This window comes from Deltaproteobacteria bacterium CG11_big_fil_rev_8_21_14_0_20_49_13, assembly GCA_002796305.1.
GTDB lineage: Bacteria > UBA10199 > UBA10199.
In genome coordinates this window covers 2820-21951 of sequence record PCWZ01000059.1, presented here as the reverse complement: position 1 = coordinate 21951, position 19132 = coordinate 2820, and the positions used below count along the sequence as shown (strand labels likewise).

The following is a 19132-nucleotide window of genomic DNA, read 5'->3' as shown; positions in this document are numbered from 1 at the left end:
CTGTGGAAAAATAGTGACTTCAGGCCAACTCTTCAAGCTTTTGTTTAAGGTTTTCTGCGGATGAGTCTTTGTCGAGCCAAGAGTAGAGTTTACGCCCTTTTGCGTCCGTTTCGGCCTTCAATATCCCCTGAAACAGGAAATTTGATATCGCATCCTTAAAAATGGGCGTCGAAATCGCCTCCGGACGTTCGATCATCCCCAAAAGAAGCATATGTCGTGCGCATTTTCTCATCTTTTTAAGGAGAGCCTTTTCTTCCATCGGTTCCATGTTCCTGCAGGCGGTGAGCGCCGCTAGATAAGATTCAAAGAAGTTGGCCACAATGCTCTTGTAGAGCTCCAGGCGTTCGATACCGAAGCCGGTCTCATCGAGGAACGCCACGACCTTCTCTATATGTTCTTCAACGTTCATTCGCGTACCGAACGCAAACTCATGGGCAAAGAGCCTCTTACAGAATATGTAGGGTCTCTTTAGTTCTTCTATCGTAGGCTTTAAGTTCCCCTTTTTGATGTAGGAGAGGAGTATCGATGCCATGACACCGGCCGATACAAAGAAATGGATAATGTTGTTCTTGTAGTAGTCAAGGGTTATGCGTGAGTCTTCTTTTATCTCAAAACAGGCAGGATCGAACTCGTCGTGAAGCGTCAGCGCCTTCATCGCCTCGAACTGCCCTATGGCCTCGGTCAAAGAATTTGCGCTGTTGGCCTTCAGGCTGTCTGAGAACTGCGCGCCTTTCCATTCAAGGTGTTTTAGGGATTCTTTGGCGTTTAGGAATATCGATTCTCTGGTTATCCCCTTTTTGGGTGAGATAAGGGCGGAGACGGCGGCAACGGCGCTTGGAGTAACTACCGTCTCTCTGTTGATGGTTATGGTGATGGCGTTGGCAAGCTTTAGAACTTTCTCCGGTATCCCACCCGTTGTGTTCTGATAAAGGATCGGTTCGCCAAAGTTCACATAGATACGCCCGTATCTGCGCTTCAAATATTTTCCCAGCCGGAAGAGGTCCCGTGTGCCCTCTTTCTTCTTGGCCTCGCCCACCACCTCGCCTTTATATTCTTCGATCACCTTATCATATGTTATTGCGACCGGCACAAAGTAGGCGCTTGGCGTTGCGCCTTCGGCGACCGACTCCGCAAGCATCGTGAGCATCCCTGTTCTCGGGCGAAGAAGCTTGCCGGTCCTACTTCTGCCCCCTTCGATGAAGAATTCCTGGCAATATCCCTCTTTTAAAAGTATCTTTAAATATGCCTTAAAGGCCGATCGATATAGCTTGTTGCCTGCGAAAGACCTTCTTAAAAAGAAAGCCCCGCATTTTCTGAAGATATGACCCATCGGCCAGAACGCAAGGTTGAGGCCTGCGGCAATGTGGGGAATGGAGACATTGTTCTCGTAAAGCACGGTGGATAAAAGCAGGTAGTCCATGTGGCTCTTGTGATTCGGAACAAGTATGATGGGAGCCTTTGCCGCCGCCTTCTTGAGATTCGATAACCCTTCCTGTCCTATCACAATGCCGTCGTAGATGTTCTTTAGGACCCAGTTCATCAAACGGTGGCCAAGCTCGATATAATTGTAGTTGATGTCCGCCGCTATCTCTTCGGCATATTTCCTTGCGAGTCCCTGCAGGTCCTCCACCGTCTTTTTCTTTTCGGCGGATATTTCATAGACAGCCTTTTGCAGGGACTCATCTTCCAAAAGCTCGTCTATTATAACGGACCTCGGTTTCAGGGCGGGCCCCGTTGTCACCTTCTTCTCCTGATGAAGCAGGTACAGAAGTTCTGCGCGGAGCTTTCGGGCCCTTATTAGAATCGGGTCGGTCCTGTAGTTCTCGATATATTCGGAGAGCTTGATGGGAGCGCTTATCTTAACGACGGCCCTGCTCTTGTAGTTCTTCCAAAATGTTATTATCTTGCCGAGGCGTTTTGGAAATATATCGATTATCGATCCGCCGGTTTTTTCGGGCCTTTTGTCCCACATGAAATCAAGGGGAACGATATAGATAGGTTTTAGCGATCTTTCCTCAACCGCCAAGAGGGCTGCCAAGGGGTCTGTGGATGCGGTATACCAGTAAAGATCGTTATAAATAGCCGTGGATTTGAGCCTTACAAATACAGAGCCGCCGCTCTCGATGATAGCGCCGGAATAGCCGGAAGATACCGGATGCGGAAGGGGTCCCAGATCCTTGAACCGCTTTGCGCGTTCGGAGACGATCGCATGAAGGTCGCTGAACGGAAGCCATTGCCATAGCGAAAGCTCGTTCACGAACTTTGCGAGCGGCAGGTCCTCTTTTAAGAAGAGATAATTGAAGAAATTATATTCCAGTTGTCCTACGTCTTTTGTGACGTAAACGATCGTAGAGCTCTGCGAAAGATCCCTTATATGGTCGATATTTTCCACTTCTACGTTTATCCTCCTAAAGAATCGGGGGAATATGAGCGAATGGAGCAAATTGAACTCCGTTGTCATGGAGCTTGCGTAGAGGTCTGCGTCTATCTCTTCGTCCGCGCCAAAGAGTCGCGGTAACTTTCTTTCAAGCAAAAGCAGTGTCCTGGCGGCAATGGAAGCAAGAAGCTCCTTTACCCCGCGCAGTTTATAATTTGTTCCGGTTGGCATGCGGAGTTGATACTAGCCTCTTTACGAAATGTTTGCAAGAGAGACGATGGTGTGTTTATATGACGGCATGAAATTAAGAGTGGCGGCAATAGGCAAACTAAAATCAAAGGCGATGACGGAGCTGGTTGAAGATTATGCGGGGCGAATAGGGCGCTACATGCCCTTTGAGCTAACGGTGGCAAAGGACGACGCAAGCTTGAAAATAGACCGCGACGATTTTCTGGTCGTCTGCGACGAGAACGGCGACCGGACCTCTTCCAAAGGCCTTTCCGAATTCCTTTCACGGCACCAGCGCGTCGGCACCAAGAGGCTCACCTTCTTTATTGGTGACGCCAAGGGTGTTACCCCCGCAATGAAAGCGAAGGCTCGCACAACTTTGAGCCTATCTAAAATGACCTTTCCCCACGAACTAGCACGGGTCATTTTGCTGGAGCAGTTGTACCGCGCGTGCACTATTTTAAGAGGCGAAAAATATCATTATGGATAAAACGAAGTCAGATGTCGGAAGTCAGACGTCAGATTTTTCAGACCTCTGACATCAGACCTCAGACTTCGCTTCATTGGAGAATGGATAAACACGAGATAGCGCGCGTTCTGGATGAGATGGCGGTCGTATTCGAGATCAAGGGCGATAATCCGTTCAAGATACGCGCCTATGAGAACGCGGCTCGCGTCGTTGAATCGCTCGATGATATCGATAGAAAGATAGAAAAAGGGACGCTTACAGAAGTCAAAGGCATCGGCAAGAACCTTGCAGATCATATAACCGAACTTTATCGCACGGGTAAGATCATCGAATACGAAAAGGTAAGAAAGTCGATACCGGAGGGGGTCTTTGAGATACTTTCTATCCCGGGCCTTGGCCCCAAGAAGGTTAAGTTCCTCTATGAAAAGCTGCATGTGAAGGATGTGGGACAACTGGAGCTTGTATGCAGGGCGGGTGCCTTGAGAAAACACAAAGGCTGGGGAGAAAAGACCGAGGGAAAGATACTTCAGGGGATAGCCTGTCTCAGAAAGAACACGGGTAAACATCTTTACAGCAATGCCCTGACGGCGGCGTTAGATATATTCGATAAGATATCCAAAGATAAGAACGTTATCCGTGCAGAGATAGCCGGAAGCTCGCGCCGTAAAAAAGAGGTGATAAAAGATATCGACATCGTTGTGAGCACCGATAAACCCATGGGGATCATGGATATGTTCACGAGTCTCCCGGAGGTTGAAAATATAGAGGCAAAGGGTGATACGAAATCGACCGTTATGCTAAAGGCAGGTATCTCCGCCGACCTTCGGGTCGTTACCGACGAAGAGTTTCCCTATGCTCTTCATCATTTTACCGGAAGCAAGGAGCATAATGTCGCCATGCGCGGCCGTGCCAAGGATATGGGGATGAAGATGAACGAATACGGTCTTTTTAGCGTCCAAAAAACCTGTCGTTCCCGCGCAAGCGGGAATCCGGTGCGTTTGGGAGATCCCCGCTTTCGCGGGGATGACAAGCTTATCCCCTGCAAGACAGAGGCGGATATCTTTAAAAAACTGGGCCTTGAATATATAGAGCCCGAACTTCGCGAGGATATGGGAGAGATAAAGGCGGCGGAAGAGGGAAGGCTCCCAAAGCTAATAGAAGAAAAGGATATTAAAGGCATCCTTCACGTTCATACGAACTACAGCGATGGGGTTAACACCATTCAGGAGCTGGCGAACTTTGCAAAGAAGATGGGCTATACTTATCTTGGAATATGCGATCACAGCCAGACCGCCTACTATGCCGGAGGATTAAAGCCCCCGGACCTCAAACGCCAGTGGAAAGAGATAGACAACATAAACAAGAAGATGAAGGGGTTCACTGTACTTAAAGGGATAGAGTCGGACGTTTTGCCCGATGGTTCGCTTGACTATGACGAAGATATCTTAAAGGGCTTCGACTTTATCATCGCCTCGGTCCATTCCAAGTTCAACATGACAGAAGATGAGATGACCGCACGTATCATAAAGGCCGTCTCAAATCCTCACATCACCATGCTCGGTCACCCGACCGGCAGGCTCCTTCTTTCACGCGAACCCTATAAAGTTGACATGCATAAAGTCATAGACGCCGCTGCGTCCGCCGGCGTTGCCATAGAGCTTAACGCAAATCCGCACCGGCTCGATATCGACTGGCGGCTTGGGCCATATGCAAAGTCTAAAGGCCTTAAGATAGCGATATGCCCCGATGCCCACACGGTCGAGAACATGCTCGACATGATGTTCGGTGTCGGCTCCGCCAGAAAGGGCTGGTGGACAAAGGAAGACGTTTTGAACGCGTGGGAGTTGGACAAGTTGAACAAGTGGATAAGAAACCAGAAATCAGATATCTGATGTCAGAAGTCTGATTTTTCCGACTTCAGATCTCTGACCTCTGACTTTGTCTTGTCATGGAAAATAAACAACGCATTTCCCGGATACTCCAAGCCCTTCGCAAGGAGTATCCATGTGCCAAGACACCGCTTTTGCATAAAGATCCGCTTCAGCTTCTTATTGCCACCATACTTTCCGCCCAGTGCACCGACGAACGTGTGAATAAAGTAACGCCTCCGCTATTCGCCAAATATAAGAACGCGCGTGACTTTGCCGTCGCAAAACCGGCGGAACTTGAAGATCTGATCCGCTCCACGGGTTTTTACAAGGCAAAGGCAAAGAACATCATCGGATGTTGCAAGGGGCTCGTCGGAAAGCATAAGGGCGAGGTTCCGGCCTCGCTTGAGGCTCTCGTTGAACTCCCCGGAGTCGGCAGAAAGACGGCGAACGTTGTACTTGGTGAGATATGGGATATCCCCGGTGTGGTCGTTGACACGCACGTGAAGCGCCTGACCTTTCGTATGGGGCTCACCAAGAACACAGACCCCGAAAAGATAGAACGCGACATTATGAATCTCCTGGCCGAAAAGGACTGGAACGACTTTTCTGTCTGTCTCATCTTTCACGGCCGCCGCGTCTGTTTTGCCAGAAAACCGTTGTGTGGAGGTTGTAAAATAGCCGACCTGTGCCCGAAATTTGGAATAAAAAGAGGCATAAAATAGAGGCTTGACAAGATGCCCTCATTCAGTGTTTAACACCCTAAAATTATCCAACAGGAGGAATTTTATGGCAGACAAAGCAAACAAGGTTCCGGAGAATGTGGCAGGCAAATATTATGTCGATACGCAGTGCATAGACTGCAATCTGTGCCGCGATACCGCTCCGGAGAACTTCAGACAGAGCGAAGCGGCAGGTTACGCTTATGTCTGCAAACAACCGACGAACCCGACCGAAGAATCGCTTTGCAAGGATTCAAAAGAGGCGTGCCCGGTAGAGGCGATAGGCGATGACGCCCAGTAGGACTCGAGCAAGCAATTTCAGGAAGGGCCGATTCCTTAACGGCCTCGGCCTTTTTATTGTGCGCGACATGAAACGCGTTGGCATTACCCCCTGAAAAATGCGATCGCATATTGTGGGTGGAATATTGTTCGGGGTAGGTATGTCTATTTCTTCTTAAGCTCTTTGAATTCGGGCTCGTTTTCGATGGGCAGAAAATCGTCACCAATAGAGAGCCATATCGTTATCCCTTCGGGGTCTAGCACAATGGCCCTTTTTAGGGTCTCAATAGCCATTTTCTTCTCGCCAATAGCCGCGTAGTAGGCGGCGATGTTTTCCAGCGAATGCGGGGAGTCGTTCACCGTCTCCAGATCGAGCTTTTCGAATATCTTCTTTGCCTCGCCTGTCCCGCCGTTCTGGGCCGTGATCTCTGCTATAAGTATCCATCCGTCGGTCTTTTCGGATGGCGAGAGAGTTTTGAGGGATTTTTTGTAATACTTTATCGCATTTTTATAAAGGTCCGGATTTTCCATGCCTTTTCTTTTCAGGAAGAGAAAGAGGTTATGGTAAGAAATGCCCAAGTTCCTGTAGAAGAGGTTTCTCTCCACCTTCGGCACTTTCTTGTCCTTTTTAAAATCCTCTATCGACTCCATGCTCTTAAGGAAAGTCAGGGCCCTTGATGACGGCGGTTCGGTCCTTATAAGCCTTATCGCGTCGTCAATATCGTTCTTGGCGACCGCCGCCGCCACCTCGTCCGAAATGCGGAGCGAAAGCGGAATGGATTCTATATGAAGGTCATCTTGTGAGGGGGCCACATATTTCTTGAATTTTCTTTTATGTTTTTTTCGAGGTTTTGTGGATGTCGCCGCCTTGGTCTGTGTGGTTATGCTTCCCGTGGACTTTGCGGCGGAGGCCGCAGGGATTTCCCATGCAAAAGATACGAACAGGGCCGTGATGATCAGTGAAATGAACATCTTCACTTGGAGGCCTCCCCTATCTTAAAATCGTCGTAGTCGCATGACGCGGCGGAATGTACCGCGTTTCCGTCGGTCAGTATCGCAACGGCCACGGGGTTTTTGTCGAGCTTCTCTTTAAAATACTTCTTATACTCATCAAGGACGTTTATTCTCACCGTCTGCCATTTGTTAAGGTTCTTCGGACCCGACTCCGCTATTATAATGTAGGCCTTATCCTTTACCTTTTCGCGAAACGACCCCTTTGGCGCGGTTGTTGACCAAGCGTATTTAAGCATCATCTGGCGAGCCTTTGAAAGGACCACATAGACGCCGCAGGCGCTGTCGTTAAGGTCATTGTTAAGCTCGTTAGCGCCTTTGGGGAGCTCGCGTGCCCTCCAGCGCCATGAAAGGACCGGGTAACTGTTCACCTTCCAGTAGAAATCGCGCAGGGTCTGAACCGAAACGTCCTTGTCGTCGAACGCATGAAGGAACTTGTTGCCGTTCTCCCCTTCAACCTTGTAGACCTCCATCGCCTTGCCGCGCTGAAATGGCCACGTTCTCCAGCTGGAAGGAAACTTGCCCGTTTCATACTGCTCAAAGTTGTCGACGGTCAGGGCAAAGGCAGAAGAGGCCAGAAGAAGGAAGCAGGAGGCAGGAAGCATGAAGCATGAGAGAAGAAAAGATATTTTTCTCATAGAAAGTTTCGTTCGTGGTGAGCCTGTCGAACCATGAACGGACAACCGCCCGTTCTTCGACAAGCTCAAGATGAGCGTAGTATAATTATCCAATCTTTGTCAAAGCATTATCAAGTTCGGGAGGAAGTTGAGAAGAAAGGTCCATCCATTTACCGTTCTTTGGATGTTTGAAGCCCAGGTGCGAGGCGTGAAGGAACTGCCTGGTGATATCTTTGTCATCGCGTTCGCGCTGACGCCCGTTCTGATAAAGCCTGTCGCCGACAAGAGGGTGACCGATAGATGCGAGGTGAACCCTTATTTGATGCCTGACGCCGGTCTTGATGGTTACCCGAAGCAGCGAAAATCTCCCGCCAAGATATTTTTTCACGAGCTTAAATTCTGTGCGCGCCTCTTGACCGCCCTGAATCATTTTTGAACCACTTTTTATCAGCTTTTCCGCCACTTTCATCCTCTTCTTGCTCTTTGGGTCATGTATCACAGGCGTATCGATCGTTCCTTCGGCCGGCGTCTCTCCAAGCACAAGAGCCATATATTCTTTGTGAACGGTCCCGTCATCAAATTGCTTGCGTAGCGCCTCGAACGCTTCCTTCGTCTTTGCAATAAGCATGATCCCGCTCGTATCATTATCGAGTCTGTGGGCAGGTTCTGAACCATGCCATTTACACTCCACTATTTCTGACAATGTTTTGCAATTTATAATTTGTGGTTTGTAATTTGCATTTTTAGCTGGGTAGACCGGCAACCCCGCCGGTTTTTCCACAACGGCCAAACAGTCGTCCTCAAAAATTATGTTGATATGCATCATGGTAATATGTCATCCTGAGCCCGTTTCGAGCTTGTCAAGAAAAGAAGCCGGCGAAGGATCCCCCCGTGTTGGCGATCGAGATCCTTCGCTATCGCTCAGGATGGCAAGGATAATATGCGAATTCTACTCACCGGCGCAACAGGTTTTATCGGGGCAAGGCTTCTTGCGCATCTTGCCGCGGAAGTCGACGACATAAGGGTCTTTCGAAGGCCCGGCTCTCCGCTTGGGTCCGTCAAAAACATAAAGTTCGAAGATTTCATAGGCGATATCACCAACGAGGATGACGTTCTAAGGGCGGTAGAGGGGTGCGACGTCGTTTTTCACGCCGCGGCAGAGGTTGCTTACTGGGACAAGCTCAACGATCATCAGTTCAAGGTGAACGTGATGGGGACAAAGAACATAGTGGACGCCTCTCTTACCCACAAAGTTAAAAGGCTCATCTGTACTAGCTCCGTTGTCGCCATTGGTTTCAACGAAAAGGGTTTGGCCGACGAAACTACGGAATACAACCTTGAACCCTACAAGATAAACTACTGCGACACCAAGCATATGGCCGAACTCGAGGTGCAAAGGGGCGTGGCAGAAGGGCTCGATGCCGTCATCGTCAATCCCGCGGCGGTCTTCGGCCCGGGCGATCGGCGCCGCTTTCACGGACATCTTTACGGCGGCAAGGTATGGTCGCACATATTCTATGTCGGTGGCGGAATAGCAACGGTCGATATTGACGACGTTGTGGAGGGACATGTTCGGGCATGGAAGCACGGGCGAAAAGGCGAACGCTATATTCTCGCCAACGAGAACCGAACATTTAAAGAGCAGAGTGCTCTCATTGGCGCCCTTATGAACCGGCCTAAGCCTAAGATAAAGATCCCCTCATTCATTATATACTTGCTGGCCTACATTGCTTCGGCGGTCTCTTTCGTTACCGGCAAAAGACCATTCGTTACCATACAGATGGCAAAGTTCACCGAACACGAGCTATTCTATTCCAACGAAAAGGCAAAGAGAGAGCTGGGAATGCAGTTCAAACCCTTGAGCCAATCAATTGAAAACGCCATCGAATGGATGCGCGAGCACGGCCATTTAAAGAGTTAGGCCCTCCTAATTTTAAACTTGCCTTATAATATCATATTCTGATATTATATATCTATTATGAAATCAGGCGTCAAATTAGCTGTGGTCGTTGAAAGTATTATGGGGTTTGCCCCGCAGATGGGAGGCATCTTCTCCGCGGCCGAGCTTTCCAGCATGATAGCCGGGGGAAATGACCTCGTTAATCAGAGAATGATGAAAAATATTGTCGAAGCCGGTATCGTTTCTCGCGTTCTAAAGGGGCTCTATGTTACAAAGAATTGCGATCTTTGGACATTGTCGTCTCGCATTAGTGAGAACTCTTACGTTTCGATGGATTCGGCGCTGGCAAGGGCAGGGCTGACCGGATCCGTTCCGCAACGGTCGCTCTCGGTTATTTATACAGGCAAAAAAAGGACGGTCAAAACGCCGTCCGGCGCTATCCATTTTTATTCCATTTCACCGGATCTTTTCTTTGGTTTTTCAAAGCTTGCCAGCGGAACAAACCTTGCAGACTCTGAAAAGGCATATATTGACATGCTCTATTTCTACGTCAAAGGGGCTTCTTTTCTGATAGATCCGTTAAAGGATGTGAGCATTGAAAAGTTCAACAAGAAAAAGTTAATTGCATATCTTAAAAGATACAGGAACCCGAAGTTTGTTAAATTTGTGAAAGGAACTTTATGAACGACCGCGAGGAGCTTTTGCTGAAAGTCATTCATTTGATGTCCGAACATTTTAAGGACAGAATAGTTCTTGAAGGCGGCATGTTGCTCAGACTCTTGAATAGCCCGCGAACGACGCAGGATGTTGATTATCTCCTTGTGTCTGAAAGTTCAAAAAAAGAGCTCTCGGGGGAGATAAAGAGCGTTCTTTTGAAGCTCAAAGATGTCACGGTCAAAGACGTGAAACTGAATTCACGAGGGATCTTTATCGGTCTTGAAGGAAAGAACCAGCCTGATATTAAGGCGTTCCTCGAGATAAACGTGGTCACGGACCTTTTAAAACCGCCGTCAAGCATGTCGACGGTAACGCTGGCCGGAAGATATTCCATGACCGGCAGGGTGATCACCTCAATGGACCTTTCGGAGGCCTTTTCGCACAAGATAGCAGCGGCTCTGCAGAGAGACTCCATAAGGGACCTTTATGATATGACGATCTTTGAACCGTTGTGCGATATCGATATGGACGTGCTATGCAAGAGGCTCGAGAGCCTCTCCATAAAAAGGCAGAAGGAAAAGAAGGTGAGCTTGGCAGAAGCGGCGGAGATGTTAAGAAAAAGGGCAGACAACGTCACTCCAAAAAAGGTCGAGAAAGAATTAGGAGCATGGCTTCCCTTGTCGAGCCTTCGTGGAATGGACATGGTCATAAGAACTGCCGTGTTACGCGTGGTTCAGAAGATATAATTGTCCGATCAATCAAGGATATAATCGATTGAGCATCCTCGGAAAAGGTATCGTTTCGCGCACGTGAGGAGTGCCGCACATCCAGCCAACAATTCGCTCTAACCCGTAACCAAAGCCGGAGTGGGGGACGCTTCCGTATTTACGCAGGTCTAGATACCATTCAAATGCCTTAACAGGCAAATTGTGTTCTTTTAAGCGCGTAAGTAGCGTGTCGTAGCTCTCTTCGCGCTGGCTTCCGCCGACTATCTCGCCAAAACCTTCCGGCGCCAGCAGGTCCGCGCAGAGAGCGAGTTCGGGGTTGGCGGGATCGCGTTTCATGTAGAACGCCTTAGCTTTGGCCGGATATTTTTCAACGAACAAAGGTTTATCCAGCTCTTTTGTGATAAGCGTTTCGTCATCGGCGCCAAGGTCATCGTCTTCTTTTATATCGCTACCCAGTTTTCGAAGCTTTGCCACCGCCTCGGCGTGGGTCATCCGGTAGAACGGCGCCTGAATTTTTTCCAAAGGTTTGGGATCGCGTTCAAGTATTTTTAACTCATTCTGGTTCTTTTCAAGGACCGACTTGGCGATGAACGAGATGAGGTTTTCTTGTATCTTCAGGTTCTCATCGTGTTCCACAAATGCCGCCTCGGCGTCCATCATCCAGAATTCGGTTAAGTGCCTTCGCGTTTTTGATTTTTCAGCTCGGAAAACGGGACCAAAATCGAACACGCGTCCGTGGCTCATTATCGCGGCCTCGATATATAACTGCCCAGATTGCGAAAGATAGGCCTTCCCCATGTCGAAATAATTTATCTCAAAAAGTGTCGTTGTTCCTTCGCAGGCGGCAGGGGTGAGTATCGGCGAATCTATCTTTATGAAGCCGTCCTTGTTGAGATATTCGTAGGTGGCGTTGATAACGGTGTTGCGAACGCGCTGAATGGCCCACTGCTTGTTCGAGCGAAGCCAGAGGTGGCGGTTGTCGAGCAGAAAGTCGGGGCCGTGCTCTTTTTTGCCTATCGGGTATTCTTCGGACATGTGAACGAGTTCGATGTCCGTTATCTGCAGTTCATAAACTTCGTGGCGCGGATGTTTTGTGACGGTCCCGTGAACGATCACGGAGCTTTCAAGGGTCAGTTTGTTCCCAAGGTCCCACGTGCCGGATTCGACCTCTTTTTCGGAGATGACCCCCTGAATGAATCCGGAGCCGTCCCTTATCTGGAGAAAGCCGATCTTGCCCGAAAACCGCTTGTTGTAGACCCACCCTTTAATGATGGTCTTTTTGCCTAAATGCGGTGCTATTTGGGAGATGAATGTCTGTTTCATAGTTGGCCAGTCAGGCCAGCAATGTAAACAAGGCCAGCAAGGTTAAAAAATGATGGTAACTTTGCTGGCTTTGCTGGCTTGTAACTTGGCTGGCGATTATATGTTTCAAGTGGGAAATGTAAAGGGATTATTGGTAAGTCTAAACCCCGTAACTCGTAACTTGTAACTCGTAATTAGTGGAAAAACGAACAGGTCAATTGGCAACCTATTGAATTAACTGGTATTATTCTAGTCACGAATTACGAGTCACGAGTTACGCTCTTGGCACAGAACTTGCTTTATTCCCCTGTAGCTATGTCTTTATCCGGACTTATAGGGGGAAGCCTGCCGAGCCTGGACCTAGGAACGCTCGAAGGGGACATGTTTGGCCCCACATTTATGGGGACCACGCGTGCGAGCCCCTATGTGCCGGATACTTCCGCATCCTTTGACATTAACAGCGCCCTTTCTCTCAATTTTGGGCTTCTTAACTTTTTCAATTTTGACAAGATGATCGGCGATCCGGCCCCGGTCGGAAATTACGGAAGATTCTCGACCGGTGTGGATGAGATCCTTGCCAATTCCCCCTTTGCCGGTATTTTTGGCCTTACGCCTACCAGCAACCCCTCCGGGGGACCGTTGGCAACCAAAAGCCCCGGCGGCTATTTTCCGAAAACTAACGACCTCGATTCATACATGACGCCCACATCAGGTTCATCTCCCTACGCCCCGTCATTTTCACCTTCGTACACTTCCCCATACACGCCGTCATCCGGACCATCTGTCGTTTCACCCGGTACGACCGCTATTGTTCCGCCGCCTCCGGTAAACATGCCTTCGTTACAGCCCCAAAATTCTCAACCCCCGGCTGTTACGGCTTTCATTGACGGTTTTAATGGAAACAACGGAAAGAGTTTCGATAAACCTATAGCTTCGGCACACACGGAAAATATCGGTGGTACGGAATATACCGTGGTCAGACTTTCTTATGAAAAGGGAGTGTCCAAGGATATCAAAAACCCCAAAAATTTCATCGACAAAATAAATGCGGCCATAACAGCGAACCCAAGCCTCATAGTAGAAATAGACGGAAAGAGGTTCGGCGCCGGGGCCATTCCGGCCGAAAAGCTTAGCGCCGATACACATATTAAACCTGCATTAGAGGCGGCTTCTGTTCCAGTTGTAAAAGTCGACCCTTTAAAGCCGGACAAGACACTTACGATAGGCGGTGTGCAGTTTGCGCACAAAAAGTCTGATGAATTTGGTTCGAATTTCACGAATTCTCCTCACTATTATATTGAGGCTTCGAGAGAAGAAGGAGAAAGGGCGATAGCCGAACTTACAAGGAATGCCGGAACCAAGGAAGAGGCGTGGTTCTTCGTGAGGTACAGGGATGCCGAAGGACTTCACGAGAGATGGTTCGAAGTGGGGACCGCCGAAAGCAATCTGGAAGTTACCTACGATGACGCCGTTTTAAAAGCGTTGGAGAGTGATGCAAATGTTACGGTTTTGGCCAGCACCATTTATCATGATCATCCGCTCCAGAACGGCACATCTTACTACGAACCACCCTCAATTGCCGATGCCAAGGACAAGGGCGATATTCCATCGGCAAAGAAGTTCTTACAGGAACATCCGCCAACACCTGCCAGAGAGTCAGACTATAGGGTGATAGTCGGGAACGGTGTATATGTAGTGGATAAAAAGTTCACGCCCAATGGCTGGAGCTTTAGATATTTTGGGGTCAAGACCGCGGTGCCGATTCCCGCTTCCGCGTTAAAGGTACCGCCGACCGTTGCGACGGCTAGTGAGCCAGAACCGGCCCCTGCCCCTAAGCCAAAAAAGTCAGGTGAAGCAATTCTACCTGAATCAGCTGGTAAAGAAACGCCACCTAGAAAAGTCGCTGCTGTTCCAGAGGTACCTAAGGCCCAGAGGAAAGCAGATAAAATAATTAAGGCCATCAGAGATGCATTCGATGATATAAAAAGCAGAGGCGGTGCATTTGCCAGATTGGTCGATCCGGACTCACCCACTGCGGCTGATAAGCCCAAGCCATCTGAGTCTGGGACAATTCCAAGACCCGCAGATAGGCCAGGAGAAAAGCCACCTCCTCCGGTACCTGCTCCGAATACAGAAAAACCCAAAAGAGAAGAAGTGAACTTTACGCATAGCAAGGACCCTCTTTGGGTGAATACCGACGACACTGTTCATTACTCATTTGTGAGATCGCGCGCAGATGGCGAGGCCGATCTTAGAACATTACTGGATACTGCAACTCTTGAAGAGGGCTGGATATATCTTAAAGGTAAGGGAAAGGATGGCAAGGACCTTGAGGGCTGGTACGAAATTGCTCAAGGCTCAACGGATGAAACTGCAACGCTTCAATTTGATGCCGTGCTTGACGCATTGAAGGATTTCATGTCGGTCTCTGCTCTTTCAATCTATCATATCCATCCGCGTGGGGCTGACGGAGAAAATCCAATAAAATCAGAAACGCCTTCAGAGTTAGATCTTGAAGGATTATTCACCGCTATGGTTTATATAGAGAATGTTGTCGATCCTGGTACCGATAGCTTTGACATATCAAAGGCGTCGTTTGATTACAGGATCATAACTCCTTTTGGATCATATGAGCTAAGACCCGATTTTAAAATGTTCAAAGGAGATTATAAAAAATTTGCTGCACAGATAAATGGAAGGGATTTTATGCAGAAGAGGCTGCAGGCGGTCATTGACGGAGGCGATCCAGTATCTTCCGCCAGAGGATTTTCTTCAAAAATCAGTACAAAAGCGATGCCGGTTATTTACACGCCTTTAGAAAACCCAAAAGTCGTGACAGCAGCTGCCGCTGAGTCGGTTGAAACAGCGGACGCTGATGCGGTTGTTAAGCCTGCAGACCCGGTTAAATTCGGAGGTGATAGGTTTGCTCCGGCGCCAGATGATAAGCTCAGGATAAACAAAGGTAGTCATGAATATGTGAACGCTTCGGAAAATGAAGGGGTTGAGGCCATAAGAGCGTTCACAAAGACCGGAAATGTTGAAGAGGCATGGTATTATATTGCATATACTGACAAAGAAGGGGTGGCTCATACAAGATGGTTCGAATGCGGTATAAATCAAAGGGGCGGGAGCACGGGATTAGATGATGATTTCCTGACAAGGGCGATCAAGGACAAGAATATAGATATCACAAGAATAGCATTCTATCATAACCACCCCCTTGAGGATATAAATGTACCCTCCGGCAAATTGGCAGTTCAGTTCAATCCGCCGTCCAAGGATGATCTGGACGTGATCGTTGATAGGGAAAGGGCGTTCACAAAGGCAGGTTATAGTGGGCCGTTCGATTTCTACGCCGTGACCCACTACGGCGTTTTCGGAATGAGAGTTCCTGAAGATGCTGACAAGGGGCAACTACAAAGAGCCATCAGTTCATACAATATAGGTGTTGGCGGAAAATCATCGCTTGAGCCGCCGACCGAAAGCGTTGAGAAGATAAGATCGATGGGATTTTCCTGTTCGTTCGAATATTATGATCCCGGCGTAGGAAGCATCCTTGAAGATTATGCAAAGATCTATCCCGCTCTTTTTGCAAACAACAAGTTTATGGCTCAAACTTTATTAGGCGATATTGGAGCGAGGGGCTTTACGATCCCTGAGAATAAGGGGCGTTATTATCGGAGCCTAAAGGCCAGGTTAGCGGACCTTTCGAACGAATTGACGGAAACATATCCAACGCTCAAAGATATGCGTGAATTCTTTGAAAGGAACAGTGTTAAAATCGTCAAACAAAGGGATTCTGTAGCCAGAGCAAGATAACTATGCCTTTATTTTAACGCCATCTCTTCCAATGCCTTTATCTTGTCCCTTGCCTCGGCCGCTTTTTCAAAATCCAGTTTTTTGGCGGCGGCGAACATCTCCTTGCGCAGTTTTGCTATCTTCTTCGGAAGCTTGTTCGGGTCTATCGCCTCCTCTTCGGTGGCAAGCGAGACATAATCGGATTCATAGATAGAGTTAAGAATATCAGTTATCTCTTTTTTGACGGTCTCGGGCGTGATGCCGTGTTTCTTGTTATATTTTTCCTGGATCTTGCGGCGGCGGTTCGTTTCCGAAATAGCGCGTTTCATGGAGTTGGTCATCTTGTCGGCATAAAGAATGACCTCGCCGTTAATGTTCCTTGCGGCGCGGCCGAACGTCTGGATGAGCGAACGCGCGCTTCTTAGAAATCCCTCTTTGTCCGCATCGAGGATGGCAACGAGCGAGACCTCCGGCAGGTCAAGGCCTTCTCGCAGGAGGTTGATGCCGACAAGGACGTCGAACTTTCCAAGTCGCAAATCCCGGATGATGGCGATCCGTTCGAGCGTTTCGGTATCGCTGTGCATATATTTTGCCTTGATATCATTCTCCTGAAAATAACTCGAGAGGTCTTCGGCCATTCTTTTGGTGAGCGTTGTAACAAGCACTCGTTCACCTTTGTCAACTCGCGCCTTTATCTCTTTTTCCAGGTCCTTTATCTGGCCCTTGCTTGGCCTTACGATCGGCTTTGGATCTATGAGGCCGGTCGGGCGTACCACCTGTTCGGCAATGTTCTTGCCCGAGAGCTTCATTTCATATTCGGAAGGGGTGGCCGATGTGTAGATCACTTGTCCGACCCGCTTCTCGAATTCCTCGAAATTTAGAGGTCTATTATCGAGAGCCGAAGGAAGCCTGAACCCGTATTCTACAAGCGTGGTCTTGCGCGAGCGGTCGCCAGAGAACATGCCGCCCGTCTGTGGAACGGTTATGTGGCTTTCGTCTATGAAGAGTAAAAAATCCTTCGGGAAATAATCGAGCAGCGTTCTGGGCGGCTGGCCCTTTTTGCGGCCGTCGAGCCAGCGCGAATAGTTCTCTATTCCCTTGCAAAAGCCTATCTCTTCCATCATCTCAAGGTCGTAATTGGTGCGTTGCTTTATTCTTTGGGCCTCGAGTATCTTGTTCGAATGTTCGAGTTCTTTTAACCTCTCATTAAGCTCAATGCGAATGCCCTTTATGGCGACCTTCAGCCTTTCTTCCGGGGTGACGTAGTGGCTGTTGGGATATATCGCTATTTTATCGATCTCTCCCTCGGTCTCGCCAGTTAGATAATCTATCTCCGTTATTTTCTCCACCTCATCGCCGAAGAATTCTACACGAACCGCCTTAAGGTCCTCATAGGCCGGAAATATCTCCACCGTTTCGCCCCGAACGCGAAATGTGCCGCGGTGAAAATCTACGTCGTTACGCTCGTATCGAATCTCGACAAGTTTGGAGAGAAGGTCGTTTCGCTCAATATGTTCGCCCTTCTTGATATCGATGTGCATTGCCGAATAGGCGTCCGGCGAGCCAAGGCCGTAAATGCAAGAAACGCTCGCGACTATTATAACGTCGTTGCGGGTGAGGAGAGAATGGGTTGCCGAGTGGCGCAGGCGGTCGATGGCGTCGTTGACGGACGAATCCTTTTCGATAAAAAGGTCCTGCGCGGGAAGATATGCCTCGGGCTGATAATAATCGTAGTAGGAGACAAAATATTCGACGGCGTTTTGGGGAAATAGCTGTTTGAACTCCTGATATAACTGTGCGGCCAGGGTCTTATTGGGCGCCATTATGAGTGCAGGTTTACCGGTGTTGGCAATGACGTGGGCTATTGAGAACGTCTTGCCGGAACCGGTAACGCCCAAGAGTGTCTGATGTTTTTCGCCGCGCAGGACGCCCTTAGTGAGCATATCTATCGCCTGCGGCTGATCGCCTTTTGGCTCGAACGTTGTGGTCAGGCCAAACAATTCCCCCCCTTTGCCCCTGGGGTCAGGCTTGAATAATTTACTTTTCATCCAGTTGCCTCACGATACAGGGCCTGTAGTGTTTTTTGATATCATCTTCTATTGTTGCAAGGACCTGTTTTTGCGGACCGTCGTTCATTATATCTTTTTCCGCCCTATGGATCAATTTTGATATGCTTGATTGAGATCTTCTAAACTGTCTACCCACCTCTTTTGCCTTAAAACCCGCTATATTTCTGCAGATATAGGCAACCATGCACCTTCCCTTGACGCCGTTCCTTTCGTTGGTGGTCGATAAAATTTGGCTGTATGCGATGCCTGTTTGTTTTGCGACAATGTCCACTACTTCGCGAAAGGAAATTTTACGGTATTCAAAGTCGTTTTCACTGTTCTTTATGATGTCCTCCGCAAATTCTTCTTCCCCCAAAATTCTTTGATCTTTTAATGTGTAATATTCTTTTTTGTGACCTTCGCGTTTACCGTCGTTTATGAATTTTTGAAAGGAGAATACGGCGGCTTTGTGTCGACTGCCGAACAAGCCTAGCACATCGTTTGTTGAAACGATCTCTGCATCTTTCAGGTCAATGGTTTCAAGATAGGAGCTCCACGGCCATTCGGTCAAACGCCTTGCCAGTCCTGCGCGTATGGGATTTAATATTATATACCTAACCAATTCTTTTAAGTAGCTTTCTTTTTGACATAGGATCGCTTTGTATCTGCCCTGAAATAGATGGCCAACTCTTTTATTTTTGCGGTTGAAATATTGCGTATAGTTAAGCTGTAACGATTGCATTATCTTGGATAATGGGATTTCTCCGGTTTCAATAAGAAGGTGAAAATGGTTTGGCATCAATGCATAGGCATAAAGGATAAGTTTGAACCTCTTTTTGGCCTGCTGTAGGCGAAAAAGAAAATGTTCGTAATCTTTTTCGCAGGTGAATATTTTCTGACGGTTATTACCCCTGGCGATGACGTGATAAAGTGCGCCGGGGAATTCTATTCGGGGTTTGCGCGCCATAATTGCGGGGGAGGTTACGGCAATGTTCGACGCCTGTCAATTACAAATAGTGAATTATTCAAGCCTGACCCCCATATTCGTTGCGATCAATTTTGTGCGTCACATCTTTAACAACATTCTTGTCAAACAAAAAACCTTGCAAAAAAATCGGGGGGGGGGGG

At 48.4% G+C, this 19132-nt stretch carries 15 protein-coding genes and 1 pseudogene (1 of these 16 running past the window's edge); 9 read left to right on the top strand and 7 right to left on the bottom strand.

Annotated features, from left to right (window positions below; all coding sequences use genetic code 11):
* Nucleotides 1-19: 19 nt before the first annotated feature.
* Complete coding sequence (locus COV46_05620) at nucleotides 20-2608, bottom strand: hypothetical protein (protein PIR17106.1); 2589 nt, start codon at nucleotides 2606-2608, stop codon at nucleotides 20-22.
* Nucleotides 2609-2636: 28 nt separating this feature from the next.
* Here COV46_05620 and COV46_05615 point away from each other — a divergent pair, with 28 nt between their 5' ends.
* The 4 genes from COV46_05615 (at nucleotide 2637) to COV46_05600 (ending at nucleotide 5965) form a co-directional block, all read left to right on the top strand.
* Nucleotides 2637-3095: a 23S rRNA (pseudouridine(1915)-N(3))-methyltransferase RlmH gene (locus COV46_05615; GenBank protein ID PIR17105.1), complete on the top strand. Its 459-nt coding sequence runs from the start codon at nucleotides 2637-2639 to the stop codon at nucleotides 3093-3095.
* A gap of 80 nt (nucleotides 3096-3175) precedes the next feature.
* Nucleotides 3176-4966 carry a histidinol-phosphatase gene (locus COV46_05610; GenBank protein ID PIR17123.1) on the top strand — a complete coding sequence of 597 codons (1791 nt, stop codon included), beginning with the start codon at nucleotides 3176-3178 and terminating at the stop codon, nucleotides 4964-4966.
* Between the two features lie 56 nt (nucleotides 4967-5022).
* Nucleotides 5023-5667 (top strand): endonuclease III, encoded by a 645-nt coding sequence (gene nth, locus COV46_05605; protein PIR17104.1) that lies wholly within the window; start codon nucleotides 5023-5025, stop codon nucleotides 5665-5667.
* A 64-nt stretch (nucleotides 5668-5731) separates the two neighbouring features.
* Nucleotides 5732-5965, top strand: a complete 234-nt coding sequence (locus COV46_05600; GenBank protein PIR17103.1) for a ferredoxin — start codon at nucleotides 5732-5734, stop codon at nucleotides 5963-5965.
* A gap of 143 nt (nucleotides 5966-6108) precedes the next feature.
* On the opposite strand, the gene COV46_05595 is transcribed toward COV46_05600, so the two are convergent.
* The 3 genes from COV46_05595 to COV46_05585 all read right to left on the bottom strand — a co-directional run bounded on the left by COV46_05595 (nucleotide 6109) and on the right by COV46_05585 (nucleotide 8397).
* Nucleotides 6109-6915: a hypothetical protein gene (locus COV46_05595; protein PIR17102.1), complete on the bottom strand. Its 807-nt coding sequence runs from the start codon at nucleotides 6913-6915 to the stop codon at nucleotides 6109-6111.
* A gap of 2 nt (nucleotides 6916-6917) precedes the next feature.
* On the bottom strand, nucleotides 6918-7592 hold the full coding sequence (locus tag COV46_05590; GenBank protein PIR17101.1) for a hypothetical protein: 675 nt from the start codon (nucleotides 7590-7592) through the stop codon (nucleotides 6918-6920).
* A gap of 85 nt (nucleotides 7593-7677) precedes the next feature.
* Nucleotides 7678-8397, bottom strand: coding sequence for an RNA pseudouridine synthase (locus tag COV46_05585; GenBank protein ID PIR17100.1), 720 nt, complete (start codon nucleotides 8395-8397; stop codon nucleotides 7678-7680).
* Nucleotides 8398-8511: 114 nt separating this feature from the next.
* Here COV46_05585 and COV46_05580 point away from each other — a divergent pair, with 114 nt between their 5' ends.
* From COV46_05580 to COV46_05570, 3 genes are read left to right on the top strand one after another with little or no spacing between them, the layout of a single operon-like run.
* Nucleotides 8512-9492, top strand: a complete 981-nt coding sequence (locus COV46_05580; protein ID PIR17099.1) for a hypothetical protein — start codon at nucleotides 8512-8514, stop codon at nucleotides 9490-9492.
* Between the two features lie 57 nt (nucleotides 9493-9549).
* Nucleotides 9550-10155 carry a hypothetical protein gene (locus COV46_05575; GenBank protein PIR17098.1) on the top strand — a complete coding sequence of 202 codons (606 nt, stop codon included), beginning with the start codon at nucleotides 9550-9552 and terminating at the stop codon, nucleotides 10153-10155.
* Nucleotides 10152-10874 (top strand): hypothetical protein, encoded by a 723-nt coding sequence (locus COV46_05570; protein PIR17097.1) that lies wholly within the window; start codon nucleotides 10152-10154, stop codon nucleotides 10872-10874. The genes COV46_05575 and COV46_05570 overlap by 4 nt, the downstream gene beginning before the upstream one ends.
* Before the next feature lie 12 nt (nucleotides 10875-10886).
* Here the strand turns inward: COV46_05570 and COV46_05565 are convergent, their stop codons facing one another.
* A complete protein-coding gene (locus COV46_05565; GenBank protein ID PIR17096.1) occupies nucleotides 10887-12179 on the bottom strand; it encodes an asparagine--tRNA ligase in 1293 nt (430 codons plus the stop codon).
* Between the two features lie 294 nt (nucleotides 12180-12473).
* Here COV46_05565 and COV46_05560 point away from each other — a divergent pair, with 294 nt between their 5' ends.
* Nucleotides 12474-15977, top strand: coding sequence for a hypothetical protein (locus COV46_05560; protein ID PIR17095.1), 3504 nt, complete (start codon nucleotides 12474-12476; stop codon nucleotides 15975-15977).
* Nucleotides 15978-15985: 8 nt separating this feature from the next.
* Here COV46_05560 and COV46_05555 read toward each other — a convergent pair whose 3' ends face one another.
* Both COV46_05555 and COV46_05550 read right to left on the bottom strand, forming a co-directional pair.
* Nucleotides 15986-18004, bottom strand: a complete 2019-nt coding sequence (locus COV46_05555) for an excinuclease ABC subunit B (protein ID PIR17094.1) — start codon at nucleotides 18002-18004, stop codon at nucleotides 15986-15988.
* Nucleotides 17994-18971 carry an addiction module toxin RelE gene (locus COV46_05550; GenBank protein ID PIR17093.1) on the bottom strand — a complete coding sequence of 326 codons (978 nt, stop codon included), beginning with the start codon at nucleotides 18969-18971 and terminating at the stop codon, nucleotides 17994-17996. Before COV46_05550 ends, COV46_05555 begins: the two co-directional genes overlap by 11 nt.
* A 22-nt stretch (nucleotides 18972-18993) precedes the next feature.
* Between COV46_05550 and COV46_05545 the strand changes: the two are divergent.
* Nucleotides 18994-19132, top strand: a pseudogene (locus tag COV46_05545) (hypothetical protein) (it continues 56 nt past the right edge of the window).